The sequence below is a fragment of the Achromobacter sp. RT286_PF genome (assembly GCF_059760425.1).
Genome location: NZ_JCBAMR010000004.1, coordinates 107,472 through 131,755, shown reverse-complemented (window position 1 = coordinate 131,755; position 24,284 = coordinate 107,472). Strand labels below are relative to the sequence as shown.

Annotated in this window: 24 protein-coding genes; 8 read left to right on the top strand and 16 right to left on the bottom strand. The window is 66.0% G+C overall.

The window, feature by feature from the left end:
• Positions 1–77: 77 nt before the first annotated feature.
• From AC6LJY_RS05790 to AC6LJY_RS05765, 6 genes are all read right to left on the bottom strand, one after another.
• A complete protein-coding gene (locus AC6LJY_RS05790) occupies positions 78–1,148 on the bottom strand; it encodes a tripartite tricarboxylate transporter substrate-binding protein (RefSeq protein WP_498135460.1) in 1,071 nt (356 codons plus the stop codon).
• Positions 1,149–1,325: 177 nt separating this feature from the next.
• Complete coding sequence (locus AC6LJY_RS05785) at positions 1,326–2,192, bottom strand: proteasome-type protease (protein WP_046803022.1); 867 nt, start codon at positions 2,190–2,192, stop codon at positions 1,326–1,328.
• 54 nt (positions 2,193–2,246) lie between these two features.
• Positions 2,247–3,050: a transglutaminase family protein gene (locus AC6LJY_RS05780; RefSeq protein WP_046803023.1), complete on the bottom strand. Its 804-nt coding sequence runs from the start codon at positions 3,048–3,050 to the stop codon at positions 2,247–2,249.
• Between the two features lie 15 nt (positions 3,051–3,065).
• Positions 3,066–4,040, bottom strand: a complete 975-nt coding sequence (locus AC6LJY_RS05775; RefSeq protein ID WP_046803024.1) for an alpha-E domain-containing protein — start codon at positions 4,038–4,040, stop codon at positions 3,066–3,068.
• Between the two features lie 2 nt (positions 4,041–4,042).
• The gene (locus tag AC6LJY_RS05770) at positions 4,043–5,473 is read right to left on the bottom strand and encodes a circularly permuted type 2 ATP-grasp protein (protein ID WP_046803025.1); all 1,431 of its coding nucleotides are present in this window, start codon (positions 5,471–5,473) and stop codon (positions 4,043–4,045) included.
• Between the two features lie 221 nt (positions 5,474–5,694).
• Positions 5,695–6,369 carry a 5-formyltetrahydrofolate cyclo-ligase gene (locus tag AC6LJY_RS05765; RefSeq protein WP_104142823.1) on the bottom strand — a complete coding sequence of 225 codons (675 nt, stop codon included), beginning with the start codon at positions 6,367–6,369 and terminating at the stop codon, positions 5,695–5,697.
• A gap of 67 nt (positions 6,370–6,436) precedes the next feature.
• On the opposite strand from AC6LJY_RS05765, the gene AC6LJY_RS05760 reads away from it, so the two are divergent.
• Genes AC6LJY_RS05760 through AC6LJY_RS05750 form a run of 3 tightly spaced genes read left to right on the top strand, consistent with a single transcriptional unit; the run spans position 6,437 to position 9,872 of the window.
• Positions 6,437–6,595, top strand: coding sequence for a hypothetical protein (locus tag AC6LJY_RS05760; RefSeq protein ID WP_498135459.1), 159 nt, complete (start codon positions 6,437–6,439; stop codon positions 6,593–6,595).
• Positions 6,596–6,615: 20 nt separating this feature from the next.
• Complete coding sequence (locus AC6LJY_RS05755) at positions 6,616–8,766, top strand: lytic transglycosylase domain-containing protein (protein WP_219991374.1); 2,151 nt, start codon at positions 6,616–6,618, stop codon at positions 8,764–8,766.
• A complete protein-coding gene (locus AC6LJY_RS05750) occupies positions 8,763–9,872 on the top strand; it encodes a tRNA nucleotidyltransferase/poly(A) polymerase-related protein (protein WP_498135458.1) in 1,110 nt (369 codons plus the stop codon). The genes AC6LJY_RS05755 and AC6LJY_RS05750 overlap by 4 nt, the downstream gene beginning before the upstream one ends.
• A 105-nt stretch (positions 9,873–9,977) precedes the next feature.
• Here AC6LJY_RS05750 and AC6LJY_RS05745 read toward each other — a convergent pair whose 3' ends face one another.
• The 5 genes from AC6LJY_RS05745 to nhaA all read right to left on the bottom strand — a co-directional run bounded on the left by AC6LJY_RS05745 (position 9,978) and on the right by nhaA (position 16,390).
• The gene (locus AC6LJY_RS05745; RefSeq protein ID WP_498135509.1) at positions 9,978–11,165 is read right to left on the bottom strand and encodes a class I SAM-dependent methyltransferase; all 1,188 of its coding nucleotides are present in this window, start codon (positions 11,163–11,165) and stop codon (positions 9,978–9,980) included.
• 152 nt (positions 11,166–11,317) lie between these two features.
• Positions 11,318–13,114 (bottom strand): DEAD/DEAH box helicase, encoded by a 1,797-nt coding sequence (locus AC6LJY_RS05740; RefSeq protein WP_046803027.1) that lies wholly within the window; start codon positions 13,112–13,114, stop codon positions 11,318–11,320.
• Positions 13,115–13,392: 278 nt separating this feature from the next.
• A complete protein-coding gene (locus AC6LJY_RS05735; RefSeq protein ID WP_498135457.1) occupies positions 13,393–14,154 on the bottom strand; it encodes a uracil-DNA glycosylase in 762 nt (253 codons plus the stop codon).
• A gap of 45 nt (positions 14,155–14,199) precedes the next feature.
• Positions 14,200–14,985, bottom strand: a complete 786-nt coding sequence (locus AC6LJY_RS05730) for a 3-hydroxybutyrate dehydrogenase (protein WP_046803029.1) — start codon at positions 14,983–14,985, stop codon at positions 14,200–14,202.
• 172 nt (positions 14,986–15,157) lie between these two features.
• Positions 15,158–16,390 carry a Na+/H+ antiporter NhaA gene (nhaA, locus tag AC6LJY_RS05725; protein WP_498135456.1) on the bottom strand — a complete coding sequence of 411 codons (1,233 nt, stop codon included), beginning with the start codon at positions 16,388–16,390 and terminating at the stop codon, positions 15,158–15,160.
• A gap of 353 nt (positions 16,391–16,743) precedes the next feature.
• Between nhaA and AC6LJY_RS05720 the strand changes: the two genes are divergently transcribed.
• Both AC6LJY_RS05720 and AC6LJY_RS05715 read left to right on the top strand, forming a co-directional pair.
• Positions 16,744–17,151, top strand: a complete 408-nt coding sequence (locus tag AC6LJY_RS05720) for a hydrogenase (RefSeq protein ID WP_498135455.1) — start codon at positions 16,744–16,746, stop codon at positions 17,149–17,151.
• Positions 17,148–18,302: a glycosyltransferase family 4 protein gene (locus AC6LJY_RS05715; RefSeq protein WP_498135454.1), complete on the top strand. Its 1,155-nt coding sequence runs from the start codon at positions 17,148–17,150 to the stop codon at positions 18,300–18,302. The genes AC6LJY_RS05720 and AC6LJY_RS05715 overlap by 4 nt, the downstream gene beginning before the upstream one ends.
• Before the next feature lie 27 nt (positions 18,303–18,329).
• Here the strand turns inward: AC6LJY_RS05715 and AC6LJY_RS05710 are convergent, their stop codons facing one another.
• From AC6LJY_RS05710 to AC6LJY_RS05695, 4 genes are all read right to left on the bottom strand, one after another.
• Positions 18,330–18,794: an HIT family protein gene (locus AC6LJY_RS05710; protein ID WP_046803033.1), complete on the bottom strand. Its 465-nt coding sequence runs from the start codon at positions 18,792–18,794 to the stop codon at positions 18,330–18,332.
• Entirely contained in the window at positions 18,791–19,240 is a 450-nt protein-coding gene (locus AC6LJY_RS05705; protein ID WP_046803034.1) for a GNAT family N-acetyltransferase, read from the bottom strand. The genes AC6LJY_RS05710 and AC6LJY_RS05705 overlap by 4 nt, the downstream gene beginning before the upstream one ends.
• A gap of 28 nt (positions 19,241–19,268) precedes the next feature.
• Positions 19,269–20,735, bottom strand: a complete 1,467-nt coding sequence (gene pap, locus AC6LJY_RS05700) for a polyphosphate:AMP phosphotransferase (RefSeq protein WP_498135453.1) — start codon at positions 20,733–20,735, stop codon at positions 19,269–19,271.
• 93 nt (positions 20,736–20,828) lie between these two features.
• Entirely contained in the window at positions 20,829–21,683 is an 855-nt protein-coding gene (locus tag AC6LJY_RS05695) for an MBL fold metallo-hydrolase (RefSeq protein ID WP_046803142.1), read from the bottom strand.
• Positions 21,684–21,803: 120 nt separating this feature from the next.
• Here AC6LJY_RS05695 and AC6LJY_RS05690 point away from each other — a divergent pair, with 120 nt between their 5' ends.
• From AC6LJY_RS05690 to AC6LJY_RS05680, 3 genes are read left to right on the top strand one after another with little or no spacing between them, the layout of a single operon-like run.
• Positions 21,804–22,139 (top strand): ArsR/SmtB family transcription factor, encoded by a 336-nt coding sequence (locus AC6LJY_RS05690; protein WP_498135452.1) that lies wholly within the window; start codon positions 21,804–21,806, stop codon positions 22,137–22,139.
• Positions 22,136–22,567 (top strand): YeeE/YedE family protein, encoded by a 432-nt coding sequence (locus AC6LJY_RS05685; RefSeq protein WP_120157224.1) that lies wholly within the window; start codon positions 22,136–22,138, stop codon positions 22,565–22,567. Before AC6LJY_RS05690 ends, AC6LJY_RS05685 begins: the two co-directional genes overlap by 4 nt.
• A 1-nt stretch (position 22,568) precedes the next feature.
• Positions 22,569–22,988 (top strand): YeeE/YedE family protein, encoded by a 420-nt coding sequence (locus AC6LJY_RS05680; protein WP_046803038.1) that lies wholly within the window; start codon positions 22,569–22,571, stop codon positions 22,986–22,988.
• Positions 22,989–23,005: 17 nt separating this feature from the next.
• Here AC6LJY_RS05680 and AC6LJY_RS05675 read toward each other — a convergent pair whose 3' ends face one another.
• Positions 23,006–24,274: a phenylacetate--CoA ligase family protein gene (locus tag AC6LJY_RS05675; RefSeq protein ID WP_046803039.1), complete on the bottom strand. Its 1,269-nt coding sequence runs from the start codon at positions 24,272–24,274 to the stop codon at positions 23,006–23,008.
• Positions 24,275–24,284: the final 10 nt, after the last annotated feature.

Here is a 24,284-nt window from a genome sequence, read left to right as displayed (position 1 = left end):
AAACGGTAAACGCTAAGCGCTAAGCGCTAAGCGGTATCCGGCAAGCAGAAGGGGGGGCAGAAATGCCCCCCTTTTTTTTAATCCGCGTACACCCCTACCTTGCGGATGACGGTGCCCCACTTGTCCACCTCGGCTTGCAGCCAGGTTTGCAAGCCTTCGGGTGTCTGCTTGGATTCCGGCACGATCTCGGCGCCCAGCTCTGCCATCTTTTGCGAGAACGCCGGGTCCTTCAGCGCCGCGCGCAACGCCGCGTTGAACTTGTTGATGGCTTCTGGCGGCGTGCCCTTGGGCGCATAGACGCCGTGCCACACCTTCACCTCAAAGCCCTTCAAGCCGCCTTCCTGTAGCGTCGGCGCGTCCGGCAGCGTCTTGATGCGGTCCAGTGTGGTGACACCGAACAGCTTGACGCGGTCGGCCTTGATCTGCGGGATGGTCTGTGTGGTCTGGTCGCACAGCACGTCTACCTGGCCGCCCAGCAGCGCCGTCATCGCGGGCGCCGTGCCGGCATAGGGCACGGTGGTGAACTGCACGCCCAGCGATTCCTGCAACAGCATGCCGCACAGCTGCGACACCGCGCCCAGGCCCGCGTTGGCCAGGTTGATCTTGTTGCCGTTTTCACGCGCGTATTTGATAAAGCCCGCCATGCCGTCGGCCGGCAAGTCCTTGCGGCCCAGCAGCGTCATGGGCACGTCCGCCACCTGGCCGACGTAAGCGAAGTCGGTCAGCGGGTTGAACGACAGCTTGCGATACAGGGCCGGGGCAGTCGCCATGCCGTTGTGGTGGATCAGGAACGTGTAGCCGTCCGGCGCCGCGCGCGCCACATGCTGCGAGGCCAGCGTGCCGCCCGCGCCGGTGCGGTTTTCAATGATGACGCTTTGCCCAAGCGTCTTGGCCATGGACGCGCCCAGGCTGCGCGCCACGACGTCCGTCGGCCCGCCAGCGGCGAACGGCACGACCAGCGAAATGGGGTGGTTGGGGTAAGCGCCTTGCGCACTGGCGGAGCCCCAGGCAAGGCAGGACAGGGCCAGTGCCGGCCAGGCGGCGCGAATAGAGGCGCGAATAGAGGCGCGAATGGTCGCGCGAAGGGAGGCGCGAACGGAGGCGCGATCGGCCACGCGAACGGCCGCGCGCGCGAAATGATGGGGCATGTCTCGCTCCTTGTGGTTTTTTGATGGACCCCAGTGTGGCCCGTCGGAACAAGGATGAGAATTCGCCGTTTTTCAAGCCAGGTTTCAGCGGGCGGAAAGGCGGGTTAACGCGGATTGCCGCTTGGCTGGCGCGGATTGCGGGTGATGTAACGGGGATTGGCGCTTGCCGCTTGCCGCCTAACTGGCCTGATCCTTGCCCGGGTCCTCTGCCAGCACTTGCGGCGCGGGATAGCTGCTGGCCGGGGGCGCATTGACGGGTTCAACACGCAGCGGCTGGTGCACGCGGCTGGGTGGCACCAGCGAACCGGGGTCGTTGGGGTTGGTCCACAGCGGGTCCGGGATTTCGGCAAAGACCTGGCGCAGGCGCTCGCCCCAGGTGCCCCGGATCATGCGGAAATACTCGTTGCGTTCGTCGATGCTGGCAAAGTGGGTCACGCGCAGCGTGTCGGTGTCGTAGACCAGCAGGTCCAGCGGCAGGCCCACTGAGATGTTTGACCGCAAGGTCGAGTCCATGGAGATCAGCGCGCACTTGGCGGCCTCGTCCAGCGACGTGTCCGGGCGCAGCACGCGGTCCAGGATGGGCTTGCCGTACTTGGCTTCGCCGATCTGGAAGTACGGGCATTCCTGGCTGGCTTCGATGAAGTTGCCGGCCGCGTAGACCTGGAACAGCCGGCAGCCTTCCGTGCCGATCTGTCCCCCGAAAATCAGGCTGACGTTGAACTCCACGCCCTGTTCCTGCAACGCGGGCGCCTCGCGGCGGTAGACCTCGCGCACCGCCGCGCCCACGCAGCGGGTGGCCTCGAACAGGTCGGGCGCGTTCCAGATGGTGTCGCCGCCTTCGTCGTGCTGGCGCGCCAGCGCATGCAGCACCGCCTGGCTGACGGCCAGGTTGCCCGAGCTCATCAGCACCATGACGCGCTCGCCCGGGCGCTCGAAGACGGTCATTTTTCGGAAGACGCTGATCTGGTCGACGCCGGCGTTCGTGCGGGAGTCAGAAAGGAAAACCAGGCCGGCATCAAGGCGGGCGGCTACGCAATAGGTCATGATCGATCATTCAAAGAAACCACGCCGCATTGTATTGCGGCGTGGGCGCGGCGGTTATTGCTGGCCGGACGTCTGCACCTGCACGCTGATCTCCATGGATTCTTCACCCCCGCCGCTGCGCACGCCGCGCACGGGCGAGGCGGAATCGTAATCCCGCGCCACGGCCAGGCGGCAATGGCTGTCGGACGCGAATTGGCGGTTGGTGACGTCGATACTGGTCCAGCCGATGTCGGGCAAAAACACGTCGGCCCAGGCGTGGCTGGCCGAGTGTTCGGTGGTGGTGTGCACGTAGCCGCTGACGTAGCGCGCGGGCACGCCCAACCCGCGCACGCAGGCCAGGAACAGGTGGGCGTGATCCTGGCAGACGCCGTGGCCCATCGCCAGCACCTGGTTGGCGGCCGTGGTCACGTCGGTGGTGCCGGGTTCGTACGCCACGCGGTCGCTGATGGCGTTGGCCAGCGCCAGGATGTCGTCCTGGGTGCCCAGGCCGTTGGGCAGCACGCCGCGCACGAAGGCCAGTATGGTGTCGTCCGCCTGGGTCAACGGCGTCTGCACGCAATAGGCGTGCACGGGCAGGCGGCTGTCTTCGCTACCTAAAAGGCCACGCGTCAGCGGCGCCACCTGCACCTGCCCGACCACACGCAGTTCGATATCGGTGTGCGGGCGGTTCAAGGTCAGCGTGTGGGTGATGTTGCCGTACGCGTCCACCTGCTTTTCCAACGCGCCGGGCGCTTCAATGTGCCACCGCAGCACGCGCTGGTGTTCGTCGTCGCGCGGGGTCATGCGCAGCGTCTGGATGCTGTAGGTAACCGGCGCCGTGTAGCGGTAGTGCGTGACGTGCGTGATGAACTGTTTCATGGGGCTGTCTCCGTGTTATGCCGACAGCGGGACCAGGAAGTCCTGGCTGATCCGGTTGCCCAAATCGTTGATGCGGTCCAGGAAATGGTCCAGGTATTGGTGCAGGCCGCTATCCAGAATGTCCTCGACGCGGCCAAATTGCAGCTCGGCGCACAGCATGCCCGCGCGGCGCTGGGTCTCGGTTGAGCGTTGGTTGGAGACGCGCGCCAGGTCTTCGGACACGGCTCGCATCGACGACAGCAGCGAGCGTGGCATGTCGGGGTGCAGGATCAGCAGCTCGGCCACGCGGTCCGGCGTGATGACGTCGCGGTACACCTTGCGGTAGATCTCCAGCCCGGACACTGAACTGAGTAGTGCCGACCAACGATAGAACTCGCTTTGCAGCGCCGCAGTGCCCGAGCCTTCGCCGCGCGCTTCCGTCGTGGCCTGGCTGCCGCGTTCGTGGAACTTCACGTCCAGCATCCGCGCGGTATTGTCCGCGCGTTCCAGGTGCATGCCGATGCGCAGGAAATACAGCGCCTCGTCTTCCAGCATCGTGCCGATCGTGACGCCCCGCGCCAGATGCGATCGGAACTTCACCCATTCAAAAAACTCACCGGGATTGCGTTCCAGCAGGCCGGTATGCAGATGCTTAAGTAATTCCAGCCAGGTGGTGTTGTAGGTTTCCCAGACCTCGGTGGTCAGGCTGCCACGCACGGCGCGCGCGTTTTCCCGGGCCGCGCGCATGCAGGAATAGATCGACGATGCGTTCTCCGGATCACGCACCATGTACTGCAACACGTCGTTGGGCGAGATGGAGGCGTACTTGGTTTGATACAGCCCTTGCAGCTCGGAGATACGCAGCACGCCCAGCCACGAGCCTTCGCGCGTTTGCGGGTCTTGCGGCAGCAGCGACATTTGCAGGTTCACGTCCAGCATGCGCGCCGTGTTTTCGGCGCGTTCAATGTAGCGGCACATCCAGAACAGGTTGTCGGCGGTTCGGCTCAGCATGTTCAGTCCTCCAGAACCCAGGTGTCTTTGGTGCCGCCGCCCTGGCTGCTGTTGACCACCAGCGAGCCTTCGGTCAGCGCCACGCGGCACAGGCCGCCGGGCACCGTGCGGATGTCCTTGCCGCACAGCACGTACGGGCGCAGGTCGATGTGGCGCGGCGCGACGCCGGATTCCACATAGGTTGGCACGGTGGACAGCGCCAGCGTGGGCTGCGCGATGTAGTTGGCCGGGTTGGCGCGCACGCGTTCCTTGAAGGCCTCGACCTCGGCGCGGCTGGCGGACGGGCCCACCAGCATGCCGTAGCCTCCGGCGCCATGCACTTCCTTGACCACCAGGTCGTGCATGTTGGCCAGCACGTGTGACAGTTCATCAGGCCGCCCGCAACGCCAGGTTGGCACGTTGGACAGGATGGGCTCTTCGCTGAGATAGAACCGGATCATGTCCGGCACGTAGAGATAGGTGGATTTGTCGTCGGCGATGCCGGTGCCGATGGCGTTGGCCAGCGTGACGCGGCCCGCGCGGTAAACGGACAGCAGGCCGGGCACGCCCAGCGCCGAATCGGCCCGGAACGACAGCGGGTCCAGAAAATCGTCGTCCAGCCGGCGGTAGATGACGTCCACCTTGCGCGGGCCTTGCGTGGTGCGCATGTAGACGGTGTTCTGTTCCACGAACAGGTCTTGCCCTTCGACCAGTTCCACGCCCATCTGCTGGGCCAGGAACGCGTGTTCGAAGTAGGCCGAGTTGTACATCCCGGGCGTCAACACCACCACGGTGGGATCGTCGCCGCCATGCGGGGCCACTTCGCGCAGGTTGTCCAGCAGCAGGTCGGGATAGTGCGCCACCGGTTCGACCTTGATGCGGCTGAACGCATCGGGCATCAGCCGCATCGACATCTTGCGGTTTTCAAGCATGTACGACACGCCCGAGGGCACGCGCAGGTTGTCTTCCAGCACATAGAATTCACCCGCACCGGCCCGCACGATATCCACGCCGGCGATGTGGCAGTAGATGTCCTCGGCCACGTCCACGTCCTGCATTTCGGGGCGGTACTGGGCGTTCAGGAATACCTGTTCGGCCGGCACGATGCCCGCGCGCACGATGTCGTGGCCGTGGTAGATGTCGTGGATGAACATGTTCAGCGCGCGCACGCGCTGCTTCAGGCCGGCTTCCAGGTGGCGCCATTCGTCGGCGGGAATGATGCGCGGGATCAGGTCGAACGGGATCAGGCGTTCGGTGCCAGCGGCGTCGCCGGCGACGGAAAACGTGATGCCGACCCGGCGAAAGCTAAGGTCGGCTTCCAGCCGGCGCACGGCCATGGCCTCGGCCGACTGCTCTTGGTGCCAGCGTTCGAACGCCTGGTATTGGGAGCGTATGCCGCCTGCGCTGTCGCGCATTTCGTCATAAGCGGCGGGACGGGATGGTCTGTCCTTCATGGCTCCTCCGATGCTGTGCCTGCTGCCGGCTTGTGGTGGCCGGCTTGCACGCGGTCAACCCGGCCGATGATTGGCCGGTCACAAACAATAAGCAACCTGCATGCCAGCTTTCGGGGACACAGGGCCCGTGAGCACAATATCCTCTGAAGGACGCAAAAACGCCATCCCCGCTGCGACCGATGGCACCGCTTTGGTGCGCGCCACCGGGCGCATCTGGTGCGTCAGTTCATGCGGAACGTATGCAAGGTGGTGCCACCGGGGCCGCCTTGTGACAGCGGCGCCTCGGGCACCCAGCCGTCTTGCGTCAGCACGGCGTCCAGCGGGAAGTCGTGGGGAGCGGCCTGGTAGTCGGCATCCAGCTCGCCGCAGCTCCAGGCGATGCCGATGGTGATGAAAGGATGTCCGCGCTCGCGCAGCGCGGCCAGGGTGCGGTCGTAGTAGCCGCCGCCGTAGCCCAGGCGGTCGCCGTGTTCCGTGTAACCCAGGGTGGGCACCAGCACCACGTCGGGCAGCACGTCCGGCCCGGCAACGGGTTCCTGGATGCCGTAGGGGCCGGCGCGCAGCTCGGCGTCGGGCGTCCAGGACAGGAAGGAAAGCGGCGCATTGCGCTCGCGCACCACGGGCAGCGCCACGCCGACGCCGTTTTCGACCCACTGCGTCAGCAGGGGGCGCAGGTCGGGCTCGTCGTCCATGGGCCAGAACGCGGCGACCGTGGCGGGGGCGGGGCGGCCGGCGCGCACAGCTTCGTCGCGGGCCACATTCAGCCAGGTGAACAGGCGCGCGCGCATCAACAAACCGCCGCGGCTGCGCTGGTCTTCAGGCATTTCGGCACGCAGTTTCCGCAATCGCGTGCGGTGCTGGACTGCGGTATCCTTTGGAGTATTTTGCGTAGTCATGCAGTGGCTGTAATGGGGGTGGACAATGAAGGCGAACGTGCTGGAATCGGGCATGCGGAATAGAGGCATGTGTACGGATATGTACACGAACATGCACGTGGACATGCACGTGGACATGCACGTGGACATGCACGTGGACATGCACGCGGACATGCACGCGGACATGCCATCGGCCATGCGGCTGTCGGGCAATGTCGTGCAGCTGTGTGGCAAGGCCTTCGTATGACGGCAAATCAGGGACGCGGCATGACACGTGCGCAGCAATCTGGACGGTATCAGAAAATCCACCGGAAATCCCCGCAAGCCAGGGACAAGCCTGACACGCCCGACACCCGCCTGGCCCTGCGCCGCTGGCTGCCGTTGCTGGCGCTGTTCACCGCCGCCTGTGCGCCGGTGGATGCGCAACAGCGCAGCGCCGCCATCAACACGCAACCCCAGCCGCCCGTGCAGTCGGCGCAATCGGCGGCACAGCCGCTGATTGCCGTTCCGCCCGCCGTGCTGGCCGGCCTGCCCCCTACCGCCGACACGCCCGCCCTGGCCGCCGTCGTGGCCGCGCGCGAAGCCATGAACCGCAAGCAGTGGTCCATCCTGGGCGCGTTGGTGCCGCAGGCCAAGTCCGACACGCTGGGCATGTACCCCGAATACTGGCTGCTGCGCTATCAGCTCTGGACGCCGCCGGCCACCGGCCGCCCCACGGCCGACCTGCAACGCTTCATCAGCAGCAATGGCGACGCCTACCTGGCCGACCGGCTGCGGGGCGACTGGCTGCTGGCCGCCGCCCGCAGTGGCGATTTCGAAACCGTGCGCAAGCTGGCGCCGGTCAAGAACAGCAACGCCCAGATCGAATGCGCCATTCTTGACGCCAAGCACATGACCGGCCAGCGCGCGACCGCCGCGCAAGCCATGTCCGCCTTCGCGCCCGGCAGCGCCTGCTGGGCCTTGTACGACCAATTGGTGGCCGACGGCATCCTGGGCTGGGAACAGCTGGAGCCGCAGTTGCGCGACGCCATCGAGGCCGACAAGACGACGGACGCGCGCAAGCTGGTGCAGTACATGTTCGAGCCGCGCGACCTGAAAACGTACGACGTCCTGATGAAGGACCCGATGAAATGGCTGACCCGCCAAGACCGCATGCCGGTGGGCCGCAACGAAAAAGAACTGGTCACCATCGCGTTGGCGCGGCTGGCGCGATCGGATGTCAGCGTGGCCGATTCCTACCTGCGCCGCGAATGGGCCAAGTCCATGTCCAAGCCCAATCTGGCCTGGGTGCGCGGGCAATACGCCCTGATGGCGGCGCTGAAGCTCGATAGCCGCGCCGACGACTGGTATCACGAAGCCGGCCACATCCGCATGACGGAATACAACGCCGGCTGGAAGGTGCGCGCCGCATTGCGCCAACCCAAGATCGACTGGAAGTGGGTGATCGAATCCATCGACGAGATGCCGCCCGCGCAGCGCAACGACACGTCTTGGGTGTACTGGAAGGCGCGCGGCCTGGCGGCCACTGGCCGCAAGGATCAAGCCAACGCCTTGTACGCCAGCATCGCCGACCGCTTCGATTTCTACGGCCAGCTGTCGGCCGAAGAGTTGGGCCGCCGCATCAATGTGCCGCCGCGCCCGGCGCCCATCAACGACCGCGAAATCGCCGAGGCCCGCGCCAACCCCGGCTTGCAGCGCGCCGTGCAGTTGTTCCGCCTGGGCTGGCGTGCCGAAGCGGTGCCGGAATGGAACTTCACGCTGCGCGGCATGAGCGACCGCCAGTTGATGGCGGCCGCCGAATTGGCCCGCGCCGAAAACATCTACGACCGCGTGGTCAACACGTCGGATCGCACCGAAAAAGAGTTCGACTTCAGCCAGCGTTTCATCGCGCCGTTTGAAGGCCGTGTCACCGCCAAGGCCAACGCCATCGCGCTGGACCCGGCATGGGTCTACGGTTTGATCCGCCAGGAATCGCGCTTCATCATGGACGCGCGTTCGCACGTGGGCGCCTCGGGTCTGATGCAACTGATGCCGGCCACGGCCAAGTGGGTGGCGGGCAAGATCGGCATGACCGATTTCACGCCCGCCAGCGTGAACGATTTCGACACCAATACCGAACTGGGCACCAACTACCTGAACATGGTGCTGCGCGACCTGAACGGGTCGCAGATGCTGGCCAGCGCGGGCTATAACGCCGGGCCGCGGCGTCCGCACAATTGGCGCTCGACGTTCTCGCATCCCGTCGAAGGCGCGATCTTTGCCGAGACCATCCCGTTCAACGAAACGCGCAATTACGTGAAGAACGTGATGTCCAACTCGGTGTATTACGCGGCAATGTTCACCGGCCAGCCGCAGTCCCTGAAAGAGCGCCTGGGCAACATCGTGCCGCTGGGCGCCGAAAGTACCTCGATTCCATGACGCAGGACCCCGCCATCAACGGCTTGCAGGTGTATATCGTGGGCGGCGCGGTGCGTGACGCGCTGCTGGGCTTGAAGCCGGGTGACCACGATTGGGTGGTGGTGGGCGCAACGCCCGAAGACATGGTGCGCCGGGGTTTCATCCCCGTCGGCGGGGATTTCCCCGTGTTCCTGCACCCGCGCACCAAAGAGGAATACGCCCTGGCGCGCACCGAGCGCAAGTCGGGCCGTGGCTACAAGGGCTTTACTTTCTACACCGGCGCCGACGTGACGCTGGAAGAAGACTTGCGGCGTCGCGACCTGACGGTCAACGCCATCGCCCAGACGCAGGACGGCACGCTTGTAGACCCGTTGGGCGGCGTGGCCGACGTGCATGCGCGCGTGTTTCGCCACGTGGGCGAAGCCTTCCAGGAAGACCCGGTTCGCATCCTGCGGCTGGGCCGCTTCGCCGCCCGCTTTGATGATTTTTCCGTGGCGCCCGAGACGATGGCGCTTTGCCGCGCGATGGTCGACGCGGGCGAGGCCGACGCGTTGGTCGCCGAACGGGTGTGGAAGGAATTGTCGCGCGGGCTGATGGCTAAAAAGCCGTCGCGCATGCTGGATGTGCTGCAAGATTCCGGCGCATTGGCGCGCGTGATGCCCGAATTGCAAGGCGTTGCCGACGTGGGTGCCGACGTGGATCGCGCGGCCGGGCTGGGGGTGTCGATGGCCGGCCGATACGCGCTGCTGTGCCGCCTGACGCCCGAGCGCGAGGCGCTGGGCCGACGCATGCGCGTGCCCACCGAATGCAACGACTATGCGCGTTTGTTGCCCGAGGTATTGCTGGGCCTGGACGCGGCTGAACAAGCCGCCAACAACAACGACGCCACCGAGGCGCAGCTGGCGCTGATGGAACGCGCCGACGCGCTGCGCAAGCCCGAGCGCTTTTTCGACCTGCTGAAAACCGCCGCCATCCTGCGCCCGGTGGACATGGGCGCCTGGCAGGCAAGGGCGGATGCGGTGCGCGGTGTGGACGCAGGCGCCATTGCGAAAGCTTGCGCGGGCGACCCGGCGCGCATCAAGGACAGTGTCCGGCAAGCAAGGCTGGACCGGCTGCGAGCCGGATAGGTCGGCGTGCCAGCGGGACGGCTTGGCCCGCCGCCACAACTTCGCCCGCCGCTACAACTTCGCCCACCGCTACAGCTTGCCCCACCGCTACAGCTTGCCCCACCGCTACAGCTTGCCCAAACGGTCACCGCGTGAAAAACCTGTCAGCGGTTCCGTGATGCCACGGCCCACGGCCAGCACCTTGAACAGCTCGCCCATTTCCGCCTCGGACAGCAGCTTTTGCACCGGCGCCACAGCCTGCGCGTATTGCTGCACATCCGACGGGTTCAACTGGCCCAGCAAATCCATCAACCCGGCGTTCATCAAGAAGCGCGCCTGCGACGTGTAGCCCAACACTTGCAGGCCGGCTTCCAGCGCCGCATCGGCCATGGCGGTGAAATCCACGTGCGCGGTAATGTCCTGCAAGCCCGGCGCGGTGAAGGGATCGCCGTGCGCGTGATGACGCAAATGGCACATCAGCGTGCCGCCCGCGCGTTGCGGGTGGTAGAACTCATTGCGCGGAAATCCGTAGTCCACCAGCAGCGCGGCGCCGCGCTCCAGCCAACTGCCCATCGCGGCAATCCAGGCTTCGCCTTGCAGATTGATTTCGGACACGTAGCCGGGCAACGCTGGCATGCGCGCGGCGACGGCTTCGGCCAAGGCAGGCGATGCGGGGCGGTCGCTCCAGACGAAGTGCTGCTGCGCGTCCAGCGCCACGCCGCGCTCCATCACGGCGCCGTCCTGGCTCCAGCAAAACAGCGATACGGGCATCGCGTCCAGCACCTCGTTGGCCAGCACGCAGCCGGCGAAGGCGTTGGGCAAGGCGTCCAACCATTGCACGCGGTCCCCGAAAGCGGCCAGGCGTTCGGCTTGGCGCGCGCGCAAGTCGGCAGACACTTCCAGGATCAGGTATTGCGTCTGGTCCAGGCCCTGCGCATCCAGCTCGCGCAGCACACCTTCGGCCAGCGCGCCCGTGCCCGCGCCAAATTCCAGTACGGCTTGTGTCTGCGTCTGACGCAGCACCTGCGTAACCTGACGGGCAACGGTGCGGGCAAACAGCGGGGTCAGTTGCGGCGCGGTGACGAAGTCGCCCGCTGGCGCCTTGGCGTCGTCGTTGCCATCGGCCAACTTGACGTTGCCGGCCGCGTAATAGCCCAACCCCGGCGCATACAACGCCTGCGCCATCCAGTGGTCAAACGGCAACCAGCCGCCATTGGCCGTAATGGCGGCGCGCAGCTGGGCGGCGGCGGCGTCGCTGTGCGCCTGGGCGGCGGGTGACAACGGGGGCAGGTTGGCGGGGGCAGGGCGTTGCATGGCGGGTTCGGGCGTAGGCATGACGGCATTTTCCCAAAAAAAGGCGTAGCCGTCCGGCTGCGGGCGGGTGTCTGGCGACGGTAATGCACAATGAACAAAAAAAAACCCCGCGACGAACGCGGGGTTTTTTACTGCGGCCTTAGCGGGGCGATTTAGCCGCGACGATCAGCCGGCTTGGCAAAGCGCTTGGCGGGGCCGCCGGGGCGCTTGTCGAATGCGGGCTTGGCGCGGAAGCCGCCTTCCGGACGGTCGCCGCCACGGAAACCGCCTTCACGGGCAGGACGATCGCCAAAGCTGGGGCGGGCGTCACGGTCAGCGCCGCGGAAACCACCTTCGCGGGGAGCACGCTCGCTGAACGGGCGGGCATCGCGCTGGGGGCGGTCACCAAAGCTGGGACGGTCGCCGCCGAAGCTGGGGCGGGCGTCACGGTCACCACCACGGAAGCCGCCTTCACGCGGGGGGCGGTCGCCGAACGGGCGATTGCCCTGGTAGCCGCCTTCGCGCTGGGGACGATCACCGAAGCTGGGACGATCGCTGAACGAACGGGCCGGGCGGTCGCCGAAGGGGCGATTGCCTTGGTAGCCGCCTTCGCGCGGGGCGCTGTCGCGGTTGCCTTGGTAACCACCTTCACGCGGCTTGAATTCGCCACGGGGTGCGCCGCCTTCACGCGGGCCGCCAAACGAACGGCCTTCGCGGTTGCCTTGGTAGCCGCCGCCTTCATGGCGCGAACCACCAAAACCGCCAGGACGCTTGCCGAACGGCTTGCCGCCACGCGGGGCGCCGCTGCCGCCGGCCGACGGGCGCGGCGTGCGCTTGGGTTCCAGACCGGCGATGGTTTCCGGCGTAATCGTTTGGCCGATGTAGTGCTCGATACGGCGAACCTTGTGGCGCTCGGAGTGCGTAGCCAGCGTGAACGCCAGGCCGCTGCGACCGGCGCGGCCGGTACGGCCGATACGGTGCACGTAGTCTTCGGCTTGCATCGGCAGGTCGAAGTTAACGGCGTGGCTGATGCCTTGCACGTCGATGCCGCGGGCGGCAACGTCGGTGGCAACCAGAATACGCAGCTGGCCGCGTTGCAGTTGCGACAGCGTACGGGTGCGCTGGCGCTGGTTCATGTCGCCGTGCAGGGCAGCGGCGGCAAAGCCTTGGTCGGCCAGGCGATCGGCCAGATCGTCAGCGCCACGCTTGGTGGACGTGAAGACGATGGCTTGATCCAGCTTGGCGTCGCGCAGCACGTGATCCAGCAATTGCATCTTGTGGCTGGCGTCGTCCGCGTACAGCAGGCTTTGCGTGATGTTGGTGTGCTTTTCCTTGGCGCCGGCCATCTCGATACGCTGCGGGTCGCGCATCATCTTCGCAGCCAGCTTGGCGATCGTGCCGTCCAGCGTGGCCGAGAACAGCAGCGTCTGACGATCTTCCGGCAGGCGGCTGACGATGGTTTCGATGTCTTCGATGAAGCCCATGTCCAGCATGCGGTCGGCTTCGTCCAGCACCAGCGTGTGCACGGTGTTCAGCTTGACGCGACCCGATTGCAGGTGATCGATCAGGCGGCCCGGCGTGGCGACCAGCACGTCAACGCGACGCGACAGGGCCTTCAGTTGGGCGCCGTAGGGCATGCCGCCCACGACGGTGGCGGTGCGCAGGTCAGCCAGCTTGCGGCCGTAGGTGGCCGTGGCTTCGGTGACTTGCAGAGCCAGTTCGCGGGTGGGGGTCAGCACCAGCACTTGCACGCCGACGCCCTTGTTGGCGGGCATCTGGGCAATACGGTGCAGGGCCGGCAGCATGAAGGCGGCGGTCTTGCCGCTGCCCGTCTGCGAGGAAACCATCAGGTCGTGACCGGCCAGCGCTTGCGGAATGGCAGCGGCTTGGACGGAGGTAGGGGTATTGAAGCCAGCTTCTTGAACGGCCGACAACAGAGCGGGTGCAAGACCCAGAGTTTCGAAAGACATTACTTTCCCTTGCCGCAGACAATGCGACGCAGTGCTTGGTCGGGCCAGGGGAGTAGGCGGCCGGATCCAGGCGACGGTTGATGGAGCATCGTGCCGACCGAATCAACCGTGCGCGTGGCGCGTTCTCTTATACAGATTGGAACGCAGGGCGAAAGGAAAGGAGGTCAGGAATCGATGATAGTTCGGCATGGGGGCCAGGCTAGCTTGCCTGGCAGACTGCAAAAAATTCCGCTAAATCAAAGCGGTAAATGCCGAACTCGTTTTGTGCAGTGCGGCGATCATAACCCGATTTCGCCTTGCAAGGGAATTATTTTTTTGTCCAGTGCCCAATCAATAGGGTTTTTCCCTTGGTTCACCAGCCACGCGTTGGTCATCTGAAAGTGCCCACAACCCAGGAACGGGACGGGCGGCCTGCGGGCGGACAGCGGGGAGGGGTGGTTCGCCATCAGCACCAGATGGCCGTTGTTGTCCGGCAGCAACAAGCGCTTGGCCTGCGCATGGGCGCCCCACAGCATGAACACCTTGGGCGAGGGGTCTTGCGCGACCAGTGCGATCAACGCATCCGTCACCGTTTCCCAGCCGCGCTTGGCGTGGGAGGCGGGCTGGCCGTCCTCCACCGTCAGGCAGGTGTTCAGCAGCAATACACCCTGTTCCGCCCACGGGCTCAGGTCATTGCTGGCGGGGATAGGGGTACCTGGGTATTCCTGGGCGATCTCGTTGAAAATGTTGCGCAGGCTGGGTGGGCGCTTGCAGTCGTCGGGCACCGAAAACGCCAGGCCTTGAGCCTGGCCGGGGCCGTGGTACGGGTCTTGCCCCAGGATCACGACGCGCACGTCCGAGGGCGCCATGCCGTGCAGCGCGCGCAGCGGCGTGGCGGGATAGACGACGGCGCCTTCGACCAGGCGCTTTTCAACATGGGCGGTGGCCCGCGCCAGGGCATCGGCCACGGCGGGGTCTTTGAAGGCCGCCGCCCAGGCGGCGGGCAGCGCGGCCGTGTGGGCGGCGAGGGCGTTGGGAGTCAGGCGGTTATCAATCGGCATGGGCGCGATTTTGGCATAGGGCCGGCCGCCGCGCCGCGCGTTTCCCTACTGCATCACCCAGCCATGGCTGACCAGGAACGACTGGCCGGTCAGGGCGGCGCTGGGGAAGGTGCACAGGAACAGCGCCGTCTGGGCGACGTCTTCGACCGTGGTGAAAACGCCATCCACCGTGTTGCCCAGCATGACTTTCTTGACCACGTCTTCTTCGCTGATGCCGAGTTCCTTGGCCTGCTCGGGGATCTGCTTTTCGACCAGCGGCGTGCGCACGAACCCCGGGCAGATGACATGCGAGCGCACGTTGTGCGCGGCGCCTTCCTTGGCCAGCACGCGCGCCAGACCCAACAGCGCATGCTTGGCGGCGACATAGGCCGATTTCAGCGGCGAGGCCTCGTGCGAGTGCACCGATCCCATGTAGATCACCACCCCGCCGCGATCGTCCTTGTACATGTGCTTGAGCGCCGCCTTGGTGGTCAGGAAGGCGCCGTCCACGTGAATGGCCTGCATCTTTTTCCAGTCGGAAAAAGCGAAGTTCTCGATGGGATTGACGATCTGGATGCCGGCGTTCGAGATCAGGATGTCGATGCTGCCGTAGGCGGCCGCCACCTTGTCGATGCCCTGGTTCACGGCGTCTTCGCTGGTGACGTCCATGGCGACACCCATCGCCTTGCCGCCGGCCTGCTCGATTTCTTTCGCGACCGCGTCCGCGCCGGCCTGGTTCAAGTCGGCAATGGCGATGGTGGCGCCCGCGCGCGCCAGGGTCAGCGCAATTTCTTTGCCGATGCCGCTGGCCGCGCCTGTGACGACGGCCACTTTTCCATTCAACTGGGACATGCTGCTACCTCCGGACAAGGATTGCCGGCCGGTGTATGCGCCCAGGGCGCGACGGCCGGCGACAGACGGCCTTGCGAATCGCCGGCCGGTGCCGCGCTGGTGATCCGCAAGGAATTGATCCGATGGTAGTCCTTCAGCTTGAGCGCCGGCTGAACGCCCGGTGCCCGCCGACTCAGCCCTGGCGCACCGGGGCGGGAGCGCCCTCGGTAGCGGGGGCGCCGCCCGAGCGCAGCAGCAGGAAACCGACCACGGCGGAAGCCAGCGACCCGGTCAGCACTCCAATCTTGGTGGCGTCGACCGTGGCCGCGTCGGTGAAAGCCAGCGCGCCGATGAACAAGCTCATGGTGAAGCCAATGCCGCACAACATTGCCACGCCGTACAGCTGCTTGAACGTGGCATGGCGCGGCAGGCTGGCCATGCCGGTCTTGATCGCCAGCCAGGCAAAGCCGAACACGCCCAGCTGTTTGCCCAGGAACAGGCCCAGCGCCACCCCCAGCGGCACGGGTTGTGCCAGGCTGGCCAGACCCATGCCCGCGAAGGACACGCCCGCATTGGCAAAGCCGAAGATCGGAACGATCAGCAGCGCGACGGGCTTATGCAGCGCATGTTCCAGGTCGTGCAGGGGCGAATGGGCTTCGGGCTTGCCCTGGTTGCGCGGACGCAGCGGGATAGTCAGCGCCAGGGCGACACCCGCCAGCGTGGCGTGCACGCCGGACTTCAGCACGAAGTACCACAGCAGGGCGCCCAGCAGCAGATAGGGCGTCAGGCGCAGCACGCCGGCGCGGTTCAGCAGGAACAGGCAGACCAGCAGCGCGCCCGCCATGGCCAGCGCAAACACCTGCAATTGGGACGTATAGAACAGCGCAATGATGACAATGGCGCCCAGGTCGTCAAGGATGGCCAGCGCGGTCAGGAAGATCTTCAGCGACGTCGGCACGCGGCTGCCCAGCAGCGCCAGGATGCCCAGCGCGAAGGCGATGTCGGTGGCGGCGGGAATGGCCCAGCCGCGCAAGGTCTCAGGCGTGCCCAGGTTGAGCGCCACGTAGATCAGGGCCGGCATCACCATGCCGCCCACCGCCGCCACGCCCGGCAGCACGATGCGGGATACCCCGCGCAACTGGCCGTCCAGGACCTCGCGCTTGATTTCCAGGCCGACCAGCAGGAAGAACACGGCCATCAGCCCGTCGTTGATCCAGTGCAGCACCGTTTCCTTGAGCACGACGGGCCCCGCCGTGAAGCCCAGCTTGGTGCCCAGCACGTCGAAGTAGACCGGTGCGGCGGGGCTGTTGGCGATGATCAAGGCGACCAGCGCGGCGGCCATCAGCACATAGCCACCCAGCGCTTCCGAGCGCAGGAATGCCTGGAGAAAAGAGGCGGGGCGATGGGACGTGGCCGGCTGAGTCAAAGAGCGTCCTTGAGTGAGGGTGGGTCGAAATAATTGCTGAATTTTACCTGAACAGGCGAGGCGATGCCGTGCGGTGAAGTCGATGCGGCACCGGCAAAGTGAGGCAACTGTAGTTCAACGTCGGCCAAATTCCACGCATTCTCAGTAATTCTTGAAAAGTGCCTGGGCAGGCATTCGGTCGGATTCGTCCTATATATCGGCCCTGCAAGAGGGGCACCCGGAAAGTAAGAATTTTCTGGGGTATTTCGCGTGCGTTCCTGGCTAGCATCGCCGGGCTTAATCCTTGCCTGTGCCCTATGCGTCTTATGCCATTTCAGCCCCCCCAGCCCCCGCAGCCTCTCCATCAGCTTTCCGTGCTGACCTACCAGCCCGCCCGCCCCGGCGCGGCTCCCCGGTTGGTCGATATCGGCAGCGCCGTCAGCGCACCCCCGTCCTCAGATGCCCATGGTCGATATCAGGTAATGCACCTGGCCCCCAGCACGCGCCTGTTGGCGTGGCACGGTGAGGGCGCCTGCTTTGACATGTCTTGCCACGGCAGCATCCAGGTGTGGGCGGGCTCCCGCCTGGCTGCCTCTGAATGCCCGCATGAATGCCGCGAGCCCGGCGTCCTGGCGCTGGCTCCGGAAGACGTGGCGTACCTGGAAGCCTATCTGCTGGTTCTAGGTCAAGCGTGGCACCGCGCCGAGTCGAAGGCCGGGTCGAACGCCGGGTCGAACGGCGATACGAACGCCGATACCCACGACGCCCGCCTGCCTCAATGACTTCCGCACCCGTTGCTACCCCGGCCGCGGATGCCGGTGGCCGACTGCGCATCTTGCATACCGAAGCCGCCACCTCATTTGGCGGGCAGGAATTCTGCGTCTACAAGGAAATGGTTGCGATGCGCGACCGGGGCCATCACCTGGAACTGCTGTGCCAGCCCGGTGCCGAACTGGGCGACCGGGCAAGCGAGGCCGGGTTCACGGTGCACCGCATCGTCATGGACGGCCCGGGCAATTTTTTGCGCGGCGTGTTCTTTGTGCGCCGGCTGCTGCGGGGCGGGCGCTTTGACGTGGTCAACACGCACAGCCGCCGCGACACCGTATTGGCCGCGTGGGGCGCCAGGCTGGCCGGCGCGCCGCTGATCGTGCGCACGCGGCATCTGGCCAAGCCCATTGGTTCGCTCTATGCCTACACCTGGCTGGCGCATCGCGTCATTGCCGTCAGCCGGTATGTGCAACAACAGTTGCTGGATGGCGGCGCGCGGCCCGGCTCGGTGGCCACCATCCATTCGCCCATCGTGCTGCCGCAAGCCGCGCAACATGCCTGCGTACGGCGCGAGCTTGGCCTGCCAGCCGACGCGTTGGTGGTTGGGTGCGTGGCGGTGATGCGCGTTGAAAAAGGCCATGCCGACCTGATCGACGCCTTCGGGCGTATTGCTTCCCGCTTTCCCGACGCGCATCTGGTGCTGGTTGGCGACGGCATGCCGCTGATGGCGCAGTTGCAAGACAAGGTGGCGGCGATGGGCCTGGACGCGCGCGTGCATTTCACGGGCAGGCGCCACGATATCGGCAACGTGTTGATGGCTTTGGACGTTTTCGCGTTGGCCACGCACCGCGAAGCGCTGGGCACCGTCTTCATCGAGGCCGCCTCCATGGGCGTGCCGGTGATCGGCACGAACGTGGGGGGCGTACCTGAAACCATGCAGGCAGGCGTGACCGGCCTGCTGGTGCCGCCTCGTGACCCGGCCGCGTTGGCGGCGGCGTTGGCCACGTTATTGGCCGACCCCGCCTTGCGCCGCCGCATGGGCCGGGCGGGCCAGACGCGGATCCGGGACCAAGGTTTGTTCTGCGCCGATCGCGCCGCCCAGCAGGTGGAAACCGTGTATGGGTCCTGGCTGGCGGAACGGGGGCGCGGCGCCCGGGCGGGGTAGCCCGGTGCCGCGTGCATCAACAGCGCATCAATGCATCAACAGCGCATTCATGGCTTCGACGACGCGGTTGCGATAGCGCGGCAGCAGCGCCTGCGTGCGCGCCTGGCGGTCCGCCCATTGCGCCGGTTCCGCGCCGGCGGCAATGCGCGGCGCGGCCCAGATCGGGTCCGGAAAATGGCGGTCGCCGCGCCACCGGGGAATCACGTGCCAATGCAGGTGGGGCACCATGTTGCCCAGCGACGCCAGGTTGATCTTGTCGGGCGCCAGCACGGCCTGCTGTGCTTCTTCCACGGCGTACACGGCGCGCATCAACAGGTCGCGCCCGTGCGTCGACAGGCTGGTCATCTCGGCCAGATGGCCGTTCCAGACCACCCGGGTGAAGCCGGGGTAGTCGGCATCGTCAACCTCGATCACGCGCAGATGCGGCCCGCGCCACAGCACCGTGCCGCCATCTTCCTGGCACAAGGGGCAGTTCGGGTCGCGCGCGCTCATGTCAGCACCTTTCGGTACTGAATGAAGCCCGAGCGGTCCGCGATGCGGTCGTACAGCTGCATGGCGGGGGCGTTGGTTTCGTGCGTCAGCCAGTACACCCGGGCGGCGTTGGCGGCGGTGGCTTCGGCATAGACATGTTCGATCAGCTTGCGGCCCGCGCCGGTGCCGCGCACGTCCGCGTCCACGTACAGGTCTTGCAGGTAGCAGTAGTCGCCCGCCGTCCAGGTGGAGCGATGGAAGATCCAGTGCACCATGCCGATGGCGCGGCCGCCGTCGAACGCCAGCGCGGCGTGCATCGGTTCGGCGGGGTCCAGCAGGCGCGCCCAGGTGTTGCGCGTCACGGCGTCGTCGATGCTGACGCGGTAAAACGCCTGATAGCCCTTCCACAGAGGCAGCCAGATGTCGAAGTCGGCGGCGCCGATGGGGCGGATTTCAGCGGTACTCATGGCGCGGGGCCTCCTACACAGATTGAATTCAGAGTTGCTCTTCCAGGGCCTGGACGATGTGTCGCAGCACCTGCACGCGAGCGTAACGCTTGTCGTTGGCCGACACCAGATGCCACGGCGCATGGGCCACGTCCGTGCGGGCCAGCATTTCGTTGGCGGCCGCCGCGTAGTCTTTCCATTTTTCCCGATTGCGCCAGTCGTCCGGCGTGATCTTGAAATTCTTGAAGGGCGATTTCTCGCGTTCCTTGAAGCGTTCCAGCTGCACGTCTTCCGTTACCGCCAACCAGAACTTCAGCACCAGCGCGCCGCTGGCCACCAGTTGCTCTTCGAAGTCATTGATTTCGCCGTAGGCGCGCCGCCATTGTGCGGGGGCGGTCAGTTTTTCCACCCGCTCGACCAGCACGCGGCCGTACCAGGACCGGTCAAAGATGGCCACGCGGCCGTGCCGGGGCAGGTGCCGCCAGAAGCGCCACAGGTACGGGCGCGACATCTCGTAGCTGGACGGCGCGGCAACCGGTGTGATGTCGAACTGACGGGCGTCCAGTGCGTGCGTGACGCGTCGGATGGCGCCGCCCTTGCCGGCGGCATCCTGGCCTTCAAAGACCAGGATCAGGGAACGATCCAGGAATTTCCGCGAACGCGCCGCGCGCGCCAGCCGGCCCTGCAACAAGCCCAGTTCGGACTCGTAATCGTCTTTGTCGATCTTGGCGTCGTAGTCCAGTTCGCCCAGGCGGTCGACAACGCGGGTCGGGCGCGCATGCGCGTGAAACGATGCCGGTATGCGCGGCGCGCCGCGTTGGCGCATGGCGGCCAGCACGGCTTCGGCCGTACGCGCCGCGCGCATGTTTTCGTCGGCGCTGGGAATGACGATCCACGGCGCGTGCCCGCTGTCGGTATGGTTCAGCACGATCTGCGCGCCATGGCGAATGCGGTCGAACCGCTTGGCGACTTTCAGGTCCACCGGGCTGACCTGCCAGGAGGTCTCGGGGCTGGCCAGCAAGCGCTGGGCGCGGTCCGTCTGCGCCTTGGCCGACAGGTGGAACCACAGTTTGACGATTTGCACGCCCTCGGCGGCCAGCATGGCTTCAAAGCGCAGGATGGCGGCGGATTGTGCCGCGATGTATTCCTGGTTGGGCTTCTTGCTGGCGGCCTCGATGATCAGGGGCGCGTACCAAGATCCGAACACGATGCCCGTCTTGCCCTTGGGCGGCAGGTCTTTCCAATACCGCCAGAACGGCGGGCGATCCAGCTCTTCGCCTTCAGGGGGGCCATACGCCAGCGTCTTGATATGGCGCGGGTCCATCCATTCGTTCAACTGGTTGATGGTGGCGCCCTTGCCCGCGCCGTCAATGCCGGCCACCACCACCAGCAAGGTTTTTTCGGCCTGTTCCAGGCGCCGGTACTGGGCGTTGAGCAGGGCGACGCGCAAGCGGGCTTCCAGCGGTTTGAACTCGTCCTTGGACAGGCTGGGGTCGGCTTTGGCTTCTGCGAACATGGGGTTCCGTCTGGTCGGCTATCGGTAAGTCCGCCGATCTTGCGGGATTCGCCCGTGCCGCGCAAGTACGGCAGGCGCGATTGACGGCGCCGCCTACAGCCCGTTGACCGGAATCTTCAGGTAGCGCACGCCGTTGTCTTCGGGCGGCGGGAAATGCCCCGCGCGGATGTTGACCTGGATGGCGGGCAGGATCAGCGTCGGCATGCCCAGCGTGGCGTCGCGCCGGGTGCGCATGGCGACGAATTCATCCTCGCTGATGCCGTCGCGCACGTGGATGTTGGACGCCCGCTGTTCGGCCACCGACGTTTGCCAGTGGGCGTCGCGGCCGGCGGGCGGGTAGTCATGGCACATGAACAGGCGCGTGCCCCCGGGCAATGCCAGCAGGCGCTGGATGGACCGGTACAGCTCGTGCGCGTCGCCACCTGGGAAATCGCAACGCGCCGTGCCCACGTCCGGCATGAACATCGTGTCGCCCACGAACGCCGCGTCGCCGATCAAATAGGCCATGTCGGCCGGCGTGTGACCCGGCACGTGGATGGCGGTGGCCGTCAGTTTACCGATCGAAAACGTTTCGCCATCGGCGAACAGGCGGCCGAATTGCGAGCCGTCCAGCTGGAATTCGGGTTCCAGGTTGAACACCTGCTTGAACACGCCTTGCACGGTACGGATGCTTTGCCCGATGGCGATCACGCCGCCCAGCTGCCGCTGCAAATAGGGGGCGGCGGACAGGTGGTCGGCGTGTGCGTGGGTTTCCAGCAGCCATTGCGTTTGCAAGCCTTGCTGGCGCACGTACTCGACGACCCGATCCGCGCCGGCCGTGCTGGTGCGTCCCGATTTCGGGTCGTAGTCCAGCACCGAATCGATGATGGCGCAGGCGCTGCCATCGTGCACGACGTACGTGACGGTGGCGGTGACGGAGTCGAAGAACGCTTGGATGTGTGGATTCATGGCCGGCCGTGGAGACAACGCATAGAGAACGTACAACAATCTATATTTTCAAATAATATTGTTCGATAGTTTATACATAAATATAATGACTGCCTGCCTCCTTTGTCACCCCCCTAGCTCATGAACTCCCCCCTGACCGACTGCGAACTCGCCGCCTTGCGCGCCTCTGCCGCCAAGGCCTGCGCGCTGCTCAAGGCATTGGCCAACGAAGACCGGCTACTGTTGCTGTGCCAGCTGGTGCAAGGTGAACGCAACGTGGGCGAACTGGAATCGCTGACGGGCATCCGCCAGCCGACGCTGTCGCAGCAGCTGGGCGTGCTGCGCGACGAAGGCCTGGTGGCGACGCGCCGCGATGGCAAGTACGTCTACTACCAGATGGCCAGCCCCGAGGTCAGCCAAGTCATGAAAACGCTATCCAGTTTGTACTGCGGCCGCGCGATGGAGTCACTCACATGAACCCGGACTGGTCTGCCTTTACTCCCGTGCCGGCCACGCTGGGCGGCCTGCTGATCGGCGCCGCTGCCGTCCTGTTGATGGCGGGTGCCGGCCGAATCGCCGGCATCAGCGGCATCGTGGGCGGCTTGCTGGGGCGGCAGCGCGACGGGAACTGGCGGCTAGCGTTCCTGCTGGGCCTGTGCGCGGCGCCGTGGTTGTACCGGCTGGGCGGCGCCTTGCCGGAAATCGTGGTCCAAGCCGGGACAACGCGCTTGATCGTGGCGGGCCTGCTGGTGGGCATCGGCACGCGCTACGCGTCGGGATGCACCAGCGGCCACGGCGTGTGCGGCCTGTCGCGAGGGTCTGTGCGGTCGCTGGTGGCCACTGCGTTGTTCATGGCGGCCGGGTTTGCGGTCGTCTATGTCGTGCGGCATGGGGCGGGGGGCTGACATGGTCGCGCTGATCGCTTTCGCGTCGGGGCTGGTCTTTGGATTGGGCTTGATCGTGTCCGGCATGGCCAACCCGGCCAAGGTGCTGGGCTTTCTGGATATTGCCGGTGACTGGGATCCGTCGCTGGCGTTCGTGATGGGCGGCGCGGTGTTGGTGACGGCGGCGGGGTTCGCGCTGTTGCGCCGGAAAAGCGCCAGCTTGTCAGGCGAGCCGCTGCGCTGGCCGACGGCCACGCGGGTGGACGCGCGGCTGGCGCTAGGCAGCCTGGCTTTTGGCGCGGGCTGGGGCCTGGCGGGTTTTTGCCCCGGCCCCGCGTTGGTGGCCGCCGCCGCGGGCGTGCCGGACGCGCTGATCTTCGTGGCCGCGATGATCGCGGGCATGGCGATCTTCTCGGTGATCGAAAAGATCCGACAGCGCTAGGCCGGCACGGCCCCGTGTCACTCGTACGTACGCACGTCGTCGATGACCTTGCCGTCGTTGGGCAGGCTGTCGGCATCCGCCCATTCCACGTCGGCACGTAGCTTGGTCACATCGCGCACGGATTCCGCGATGCGCTTGGACAGGTCTTCGCCGCGCACGCGCGATTCCACTTTCAACACCATCCGGTCCGACCCCGTGCTGCCGCTGATGACCAGCCGCGCGCGCAGGATCTCGGGATGGCGACGCGCCACGTCCGCCACTTGCGAAGGGTGTACGAACATGCCGCGCACCTTGGTCGTCTGGTCGGCCCGGCCCATCCAGCCCTTGATGCGCGTGTTGGTGCGCCCGCAAGGCGAAATGCCCGGCATGACTGCCGACAGGTCGCCGGTGCCGAAGCGCACCAGCGGATAGTCCGGGTTCAAGGTGGTGACGACGACTTCGCCGACCTCGCCGTCCGGCACCGGTTCGCCGGTGCCAGGGCGCACGATTTCCACGATGATGTCTTCGCCCAGCACCAGCCCCTGGCGCGCGGGCGTTTCAAACGCAATCATGCCCAGGTCGGCGCTGCCGTACGCCTGATAACCGTCGATGCCGCGCGCCGCCAGCCAATCCCGCAGCGACGGCGGAAACGCTTCGCCTGACACCAGCGCACGCCGCAGCGAGCCCAGCTTCACCCCCAGCTCGTCCGACTTTTCCAAGATGATTTTCAGAAAGCTGGGTGTGCCCGTGTAGCCACTGGGCGCCAGGTCCTGAATGGCGCGCACCTGTTGTTCGGTCTGGCCGGTGCCGCCCGGAAACACGGTGCAGCCCACGGCGTGCGCCGCCGTTTCCATCATGGAGCCGGCCGGCGTGAAGTGATAGGAAAAACAGTTGTAGGCCAGTTCGCCGGCGCGAAAGCCCGCTGCGTACAGCGCCCGGGCAAAACGCCAGTAGTCGGCGCGCGCGCTTTCCGGTTCGTAGATAGGGCCGGGCGACGCAAACACGCGCATCGCCTCGCCCCAGCCAATGGCCGAGAAGCCGCCGAACGCCTTGCCGGGGCTGGCGGGCGTGGCGTCGTCGTCGCGGCTGTGCTGCTGGCGTTCCAGCAGTTCGTGCTTGCGCAGCACCGGCAGCCGGGCAAGCGCCGCGCGCGACGTGATGGTGGCCGGGTCAACGCCGCGCAGCTGCTCCGCGATTGCCGGCGCGCGCGCAATGGCTCGCGAAATCGCGTCGGGCAAGGCGGCCATCAGCTCGCGCTCGCGTTGCTCGGGCGCACGGGTTTCCAGTACATCGAAAAACTCGGACATGGGATCGCAC

Bases quoted from the DNA above. Each gene is read 5' to 3' on its own strand.
- AC6LJY_RS05790 (WP_498135460.1), bottom strand. From the start codon at position 1,148: ATGCCCCATCATTTCGCGCGCGCGGCCGTTCGCGTGGCCGATCGCGCC.
- AC6LJY_RS05785 (WP_046803022.1), bottom strand. From the start codon at position 2,192: ATGACCTATTGCGTAGCCGCCCGCCTTGATGCCGGCCTGGTTTTCCTT.
- AC6LJY_RS05780 (WP_046803023.1), bottom strand. From the start codon at position 3,050: ATGAAACAGTTCATCACGCACGTCACGCACTACCGCTACACGGCGCCG.
- AC6LJY_RS05775 (WP_046803024.1), bottom strand. From the start codon at position 4,040: ATGCTGAGCCGAACCGCCGACAACCTGTTCTGGATGTGCCGCTACATT.
- AC6LJY_RS05770 (WP_046803025.1), bottom strand. From the start codon at position 5,473: ATGAAGGACAGACCATCCCGTCCCGCCGCTTATGACGAAATGCGCGAC.
- AC6LJY_RS05765 (WP_104142823.1), bottom strand. From the start codon at position 6,369: ATGACTACGCAAAATACTCCAAAGGATACCGCAGTCCAGCACCGCACG.
- AC6LJY_RS05760 (WP_498135459.1), top strand. From the start codon at position 6,437: ATGTGTACGGATATGTACACGAACATGCACGTGGACATGCACGTGGAC.
- AC6LJY_RS05755 (WP_219991374.1), top strand. From the start codon at position 6,616: ATGACACGTGCGCAGCAATCTGGACGGTATCAGAAAATCCACCGGAAA.
- AC6LJY_RS05750 (WP_498135458.1), top strand. From the start codon at position 8,763: ATGACGCAGGACCCCGCCATCAACGGCTTGCAGGTGTATATCGTGGGC.
- AC6LJY_RS05745 (WP_498135509.1), bottom strand. From the start codon at position 11,165: ATGCAACGCCCTGCCCCCGCCAACCTGCCCCCGTTGTCACCCGCCGCC.
- AC6LJY_RS05740 (WP_046803027.1), bottom strand. From the start codon at position 13,114: ATGTCTTTCGAAACTCTGGGTCTTGCACCCGCTCTGTTGTCGGCCGTT.
- AC6LJY_RS05735 (WP_498135457.1), bottom strand. From the start codon at position 14,154: ATGCCGATTGATAACCGCCTGACTCCCAACGCCCTCGCCGCCCACACG.
- AC6LJY_RS05730 (WP_046803029.1), bottom strand. From the start codon at position 14,985: ATGTCCCAGTTGAATGGAAAAGTGGCCGTCGTCACAGGCGCGGCCAGC.
- AC6LJY_RS05715 (WP_498135454.1), top strand. From the start codon at position 17,148: ATGACTTCCGCACCCGTTGCTACCCCGGCCGCGGATGCCGGTGGCCGA.
- AC6LJY_RS05710 (WP_046803033.1), bottom strand. From the start codon at position 18,794: ATGAGCGCGCGCGACCCGAACTGCCCCTTGTGCCAGGAAGATGGCGGC.
- AC6LJY_RS05705 (WP_046803034.1), bottom strand. From the start codon at position 19,240: ATGAGTACCGCTGAAATCCGCCCCATCGGCGCCGCCGACTTCGACATC.
- pap (WP_498135453.1), bottom strand. From the start codon at position 20,735: ATGTTCGCAGAAGCCAAAGCCGACCCCAGCCTGTCCAAGGACGAGTTC.
- AC6LJY_RS05695 (WP_046803142.1), bottom strand. From the start codon at position 21,683: ATGAATCCACACATCCAAGCGTTCTTCGACTCCGTCACCGCCACCGTC.
- AC6LJY_RS05690 (WP_498135452.1), top strand. From the start codon at position 21,804: ATGAACTCCCCCCTGACCGACTGCGAACTCGCCGCCTTGCGCGCCTCT.
- AC6LJY_RS05685 (WP_120157224.1), top strand. From the start codon at position 22,136: ATGAACCCGGACTGGTCTGCCTTTACTCCCGTGCCGGCCACGCTGGGC.
- AC6LJY_RS05680 (WP_046803038.1), top strand. From the start codon at position 22,569: ATGGTCGCGCTGATCGCTTTCGCGTCGGGGCTGGTCTTTGGATTGGGC.
- AC6LJY_RS05675 (WP_046803039.1), bottom strand. From the start codon at position 24,274: ATGTCCGAGTTTTTCGATGTACTGGAAACCCGTGCGCCCGAGCAACGC.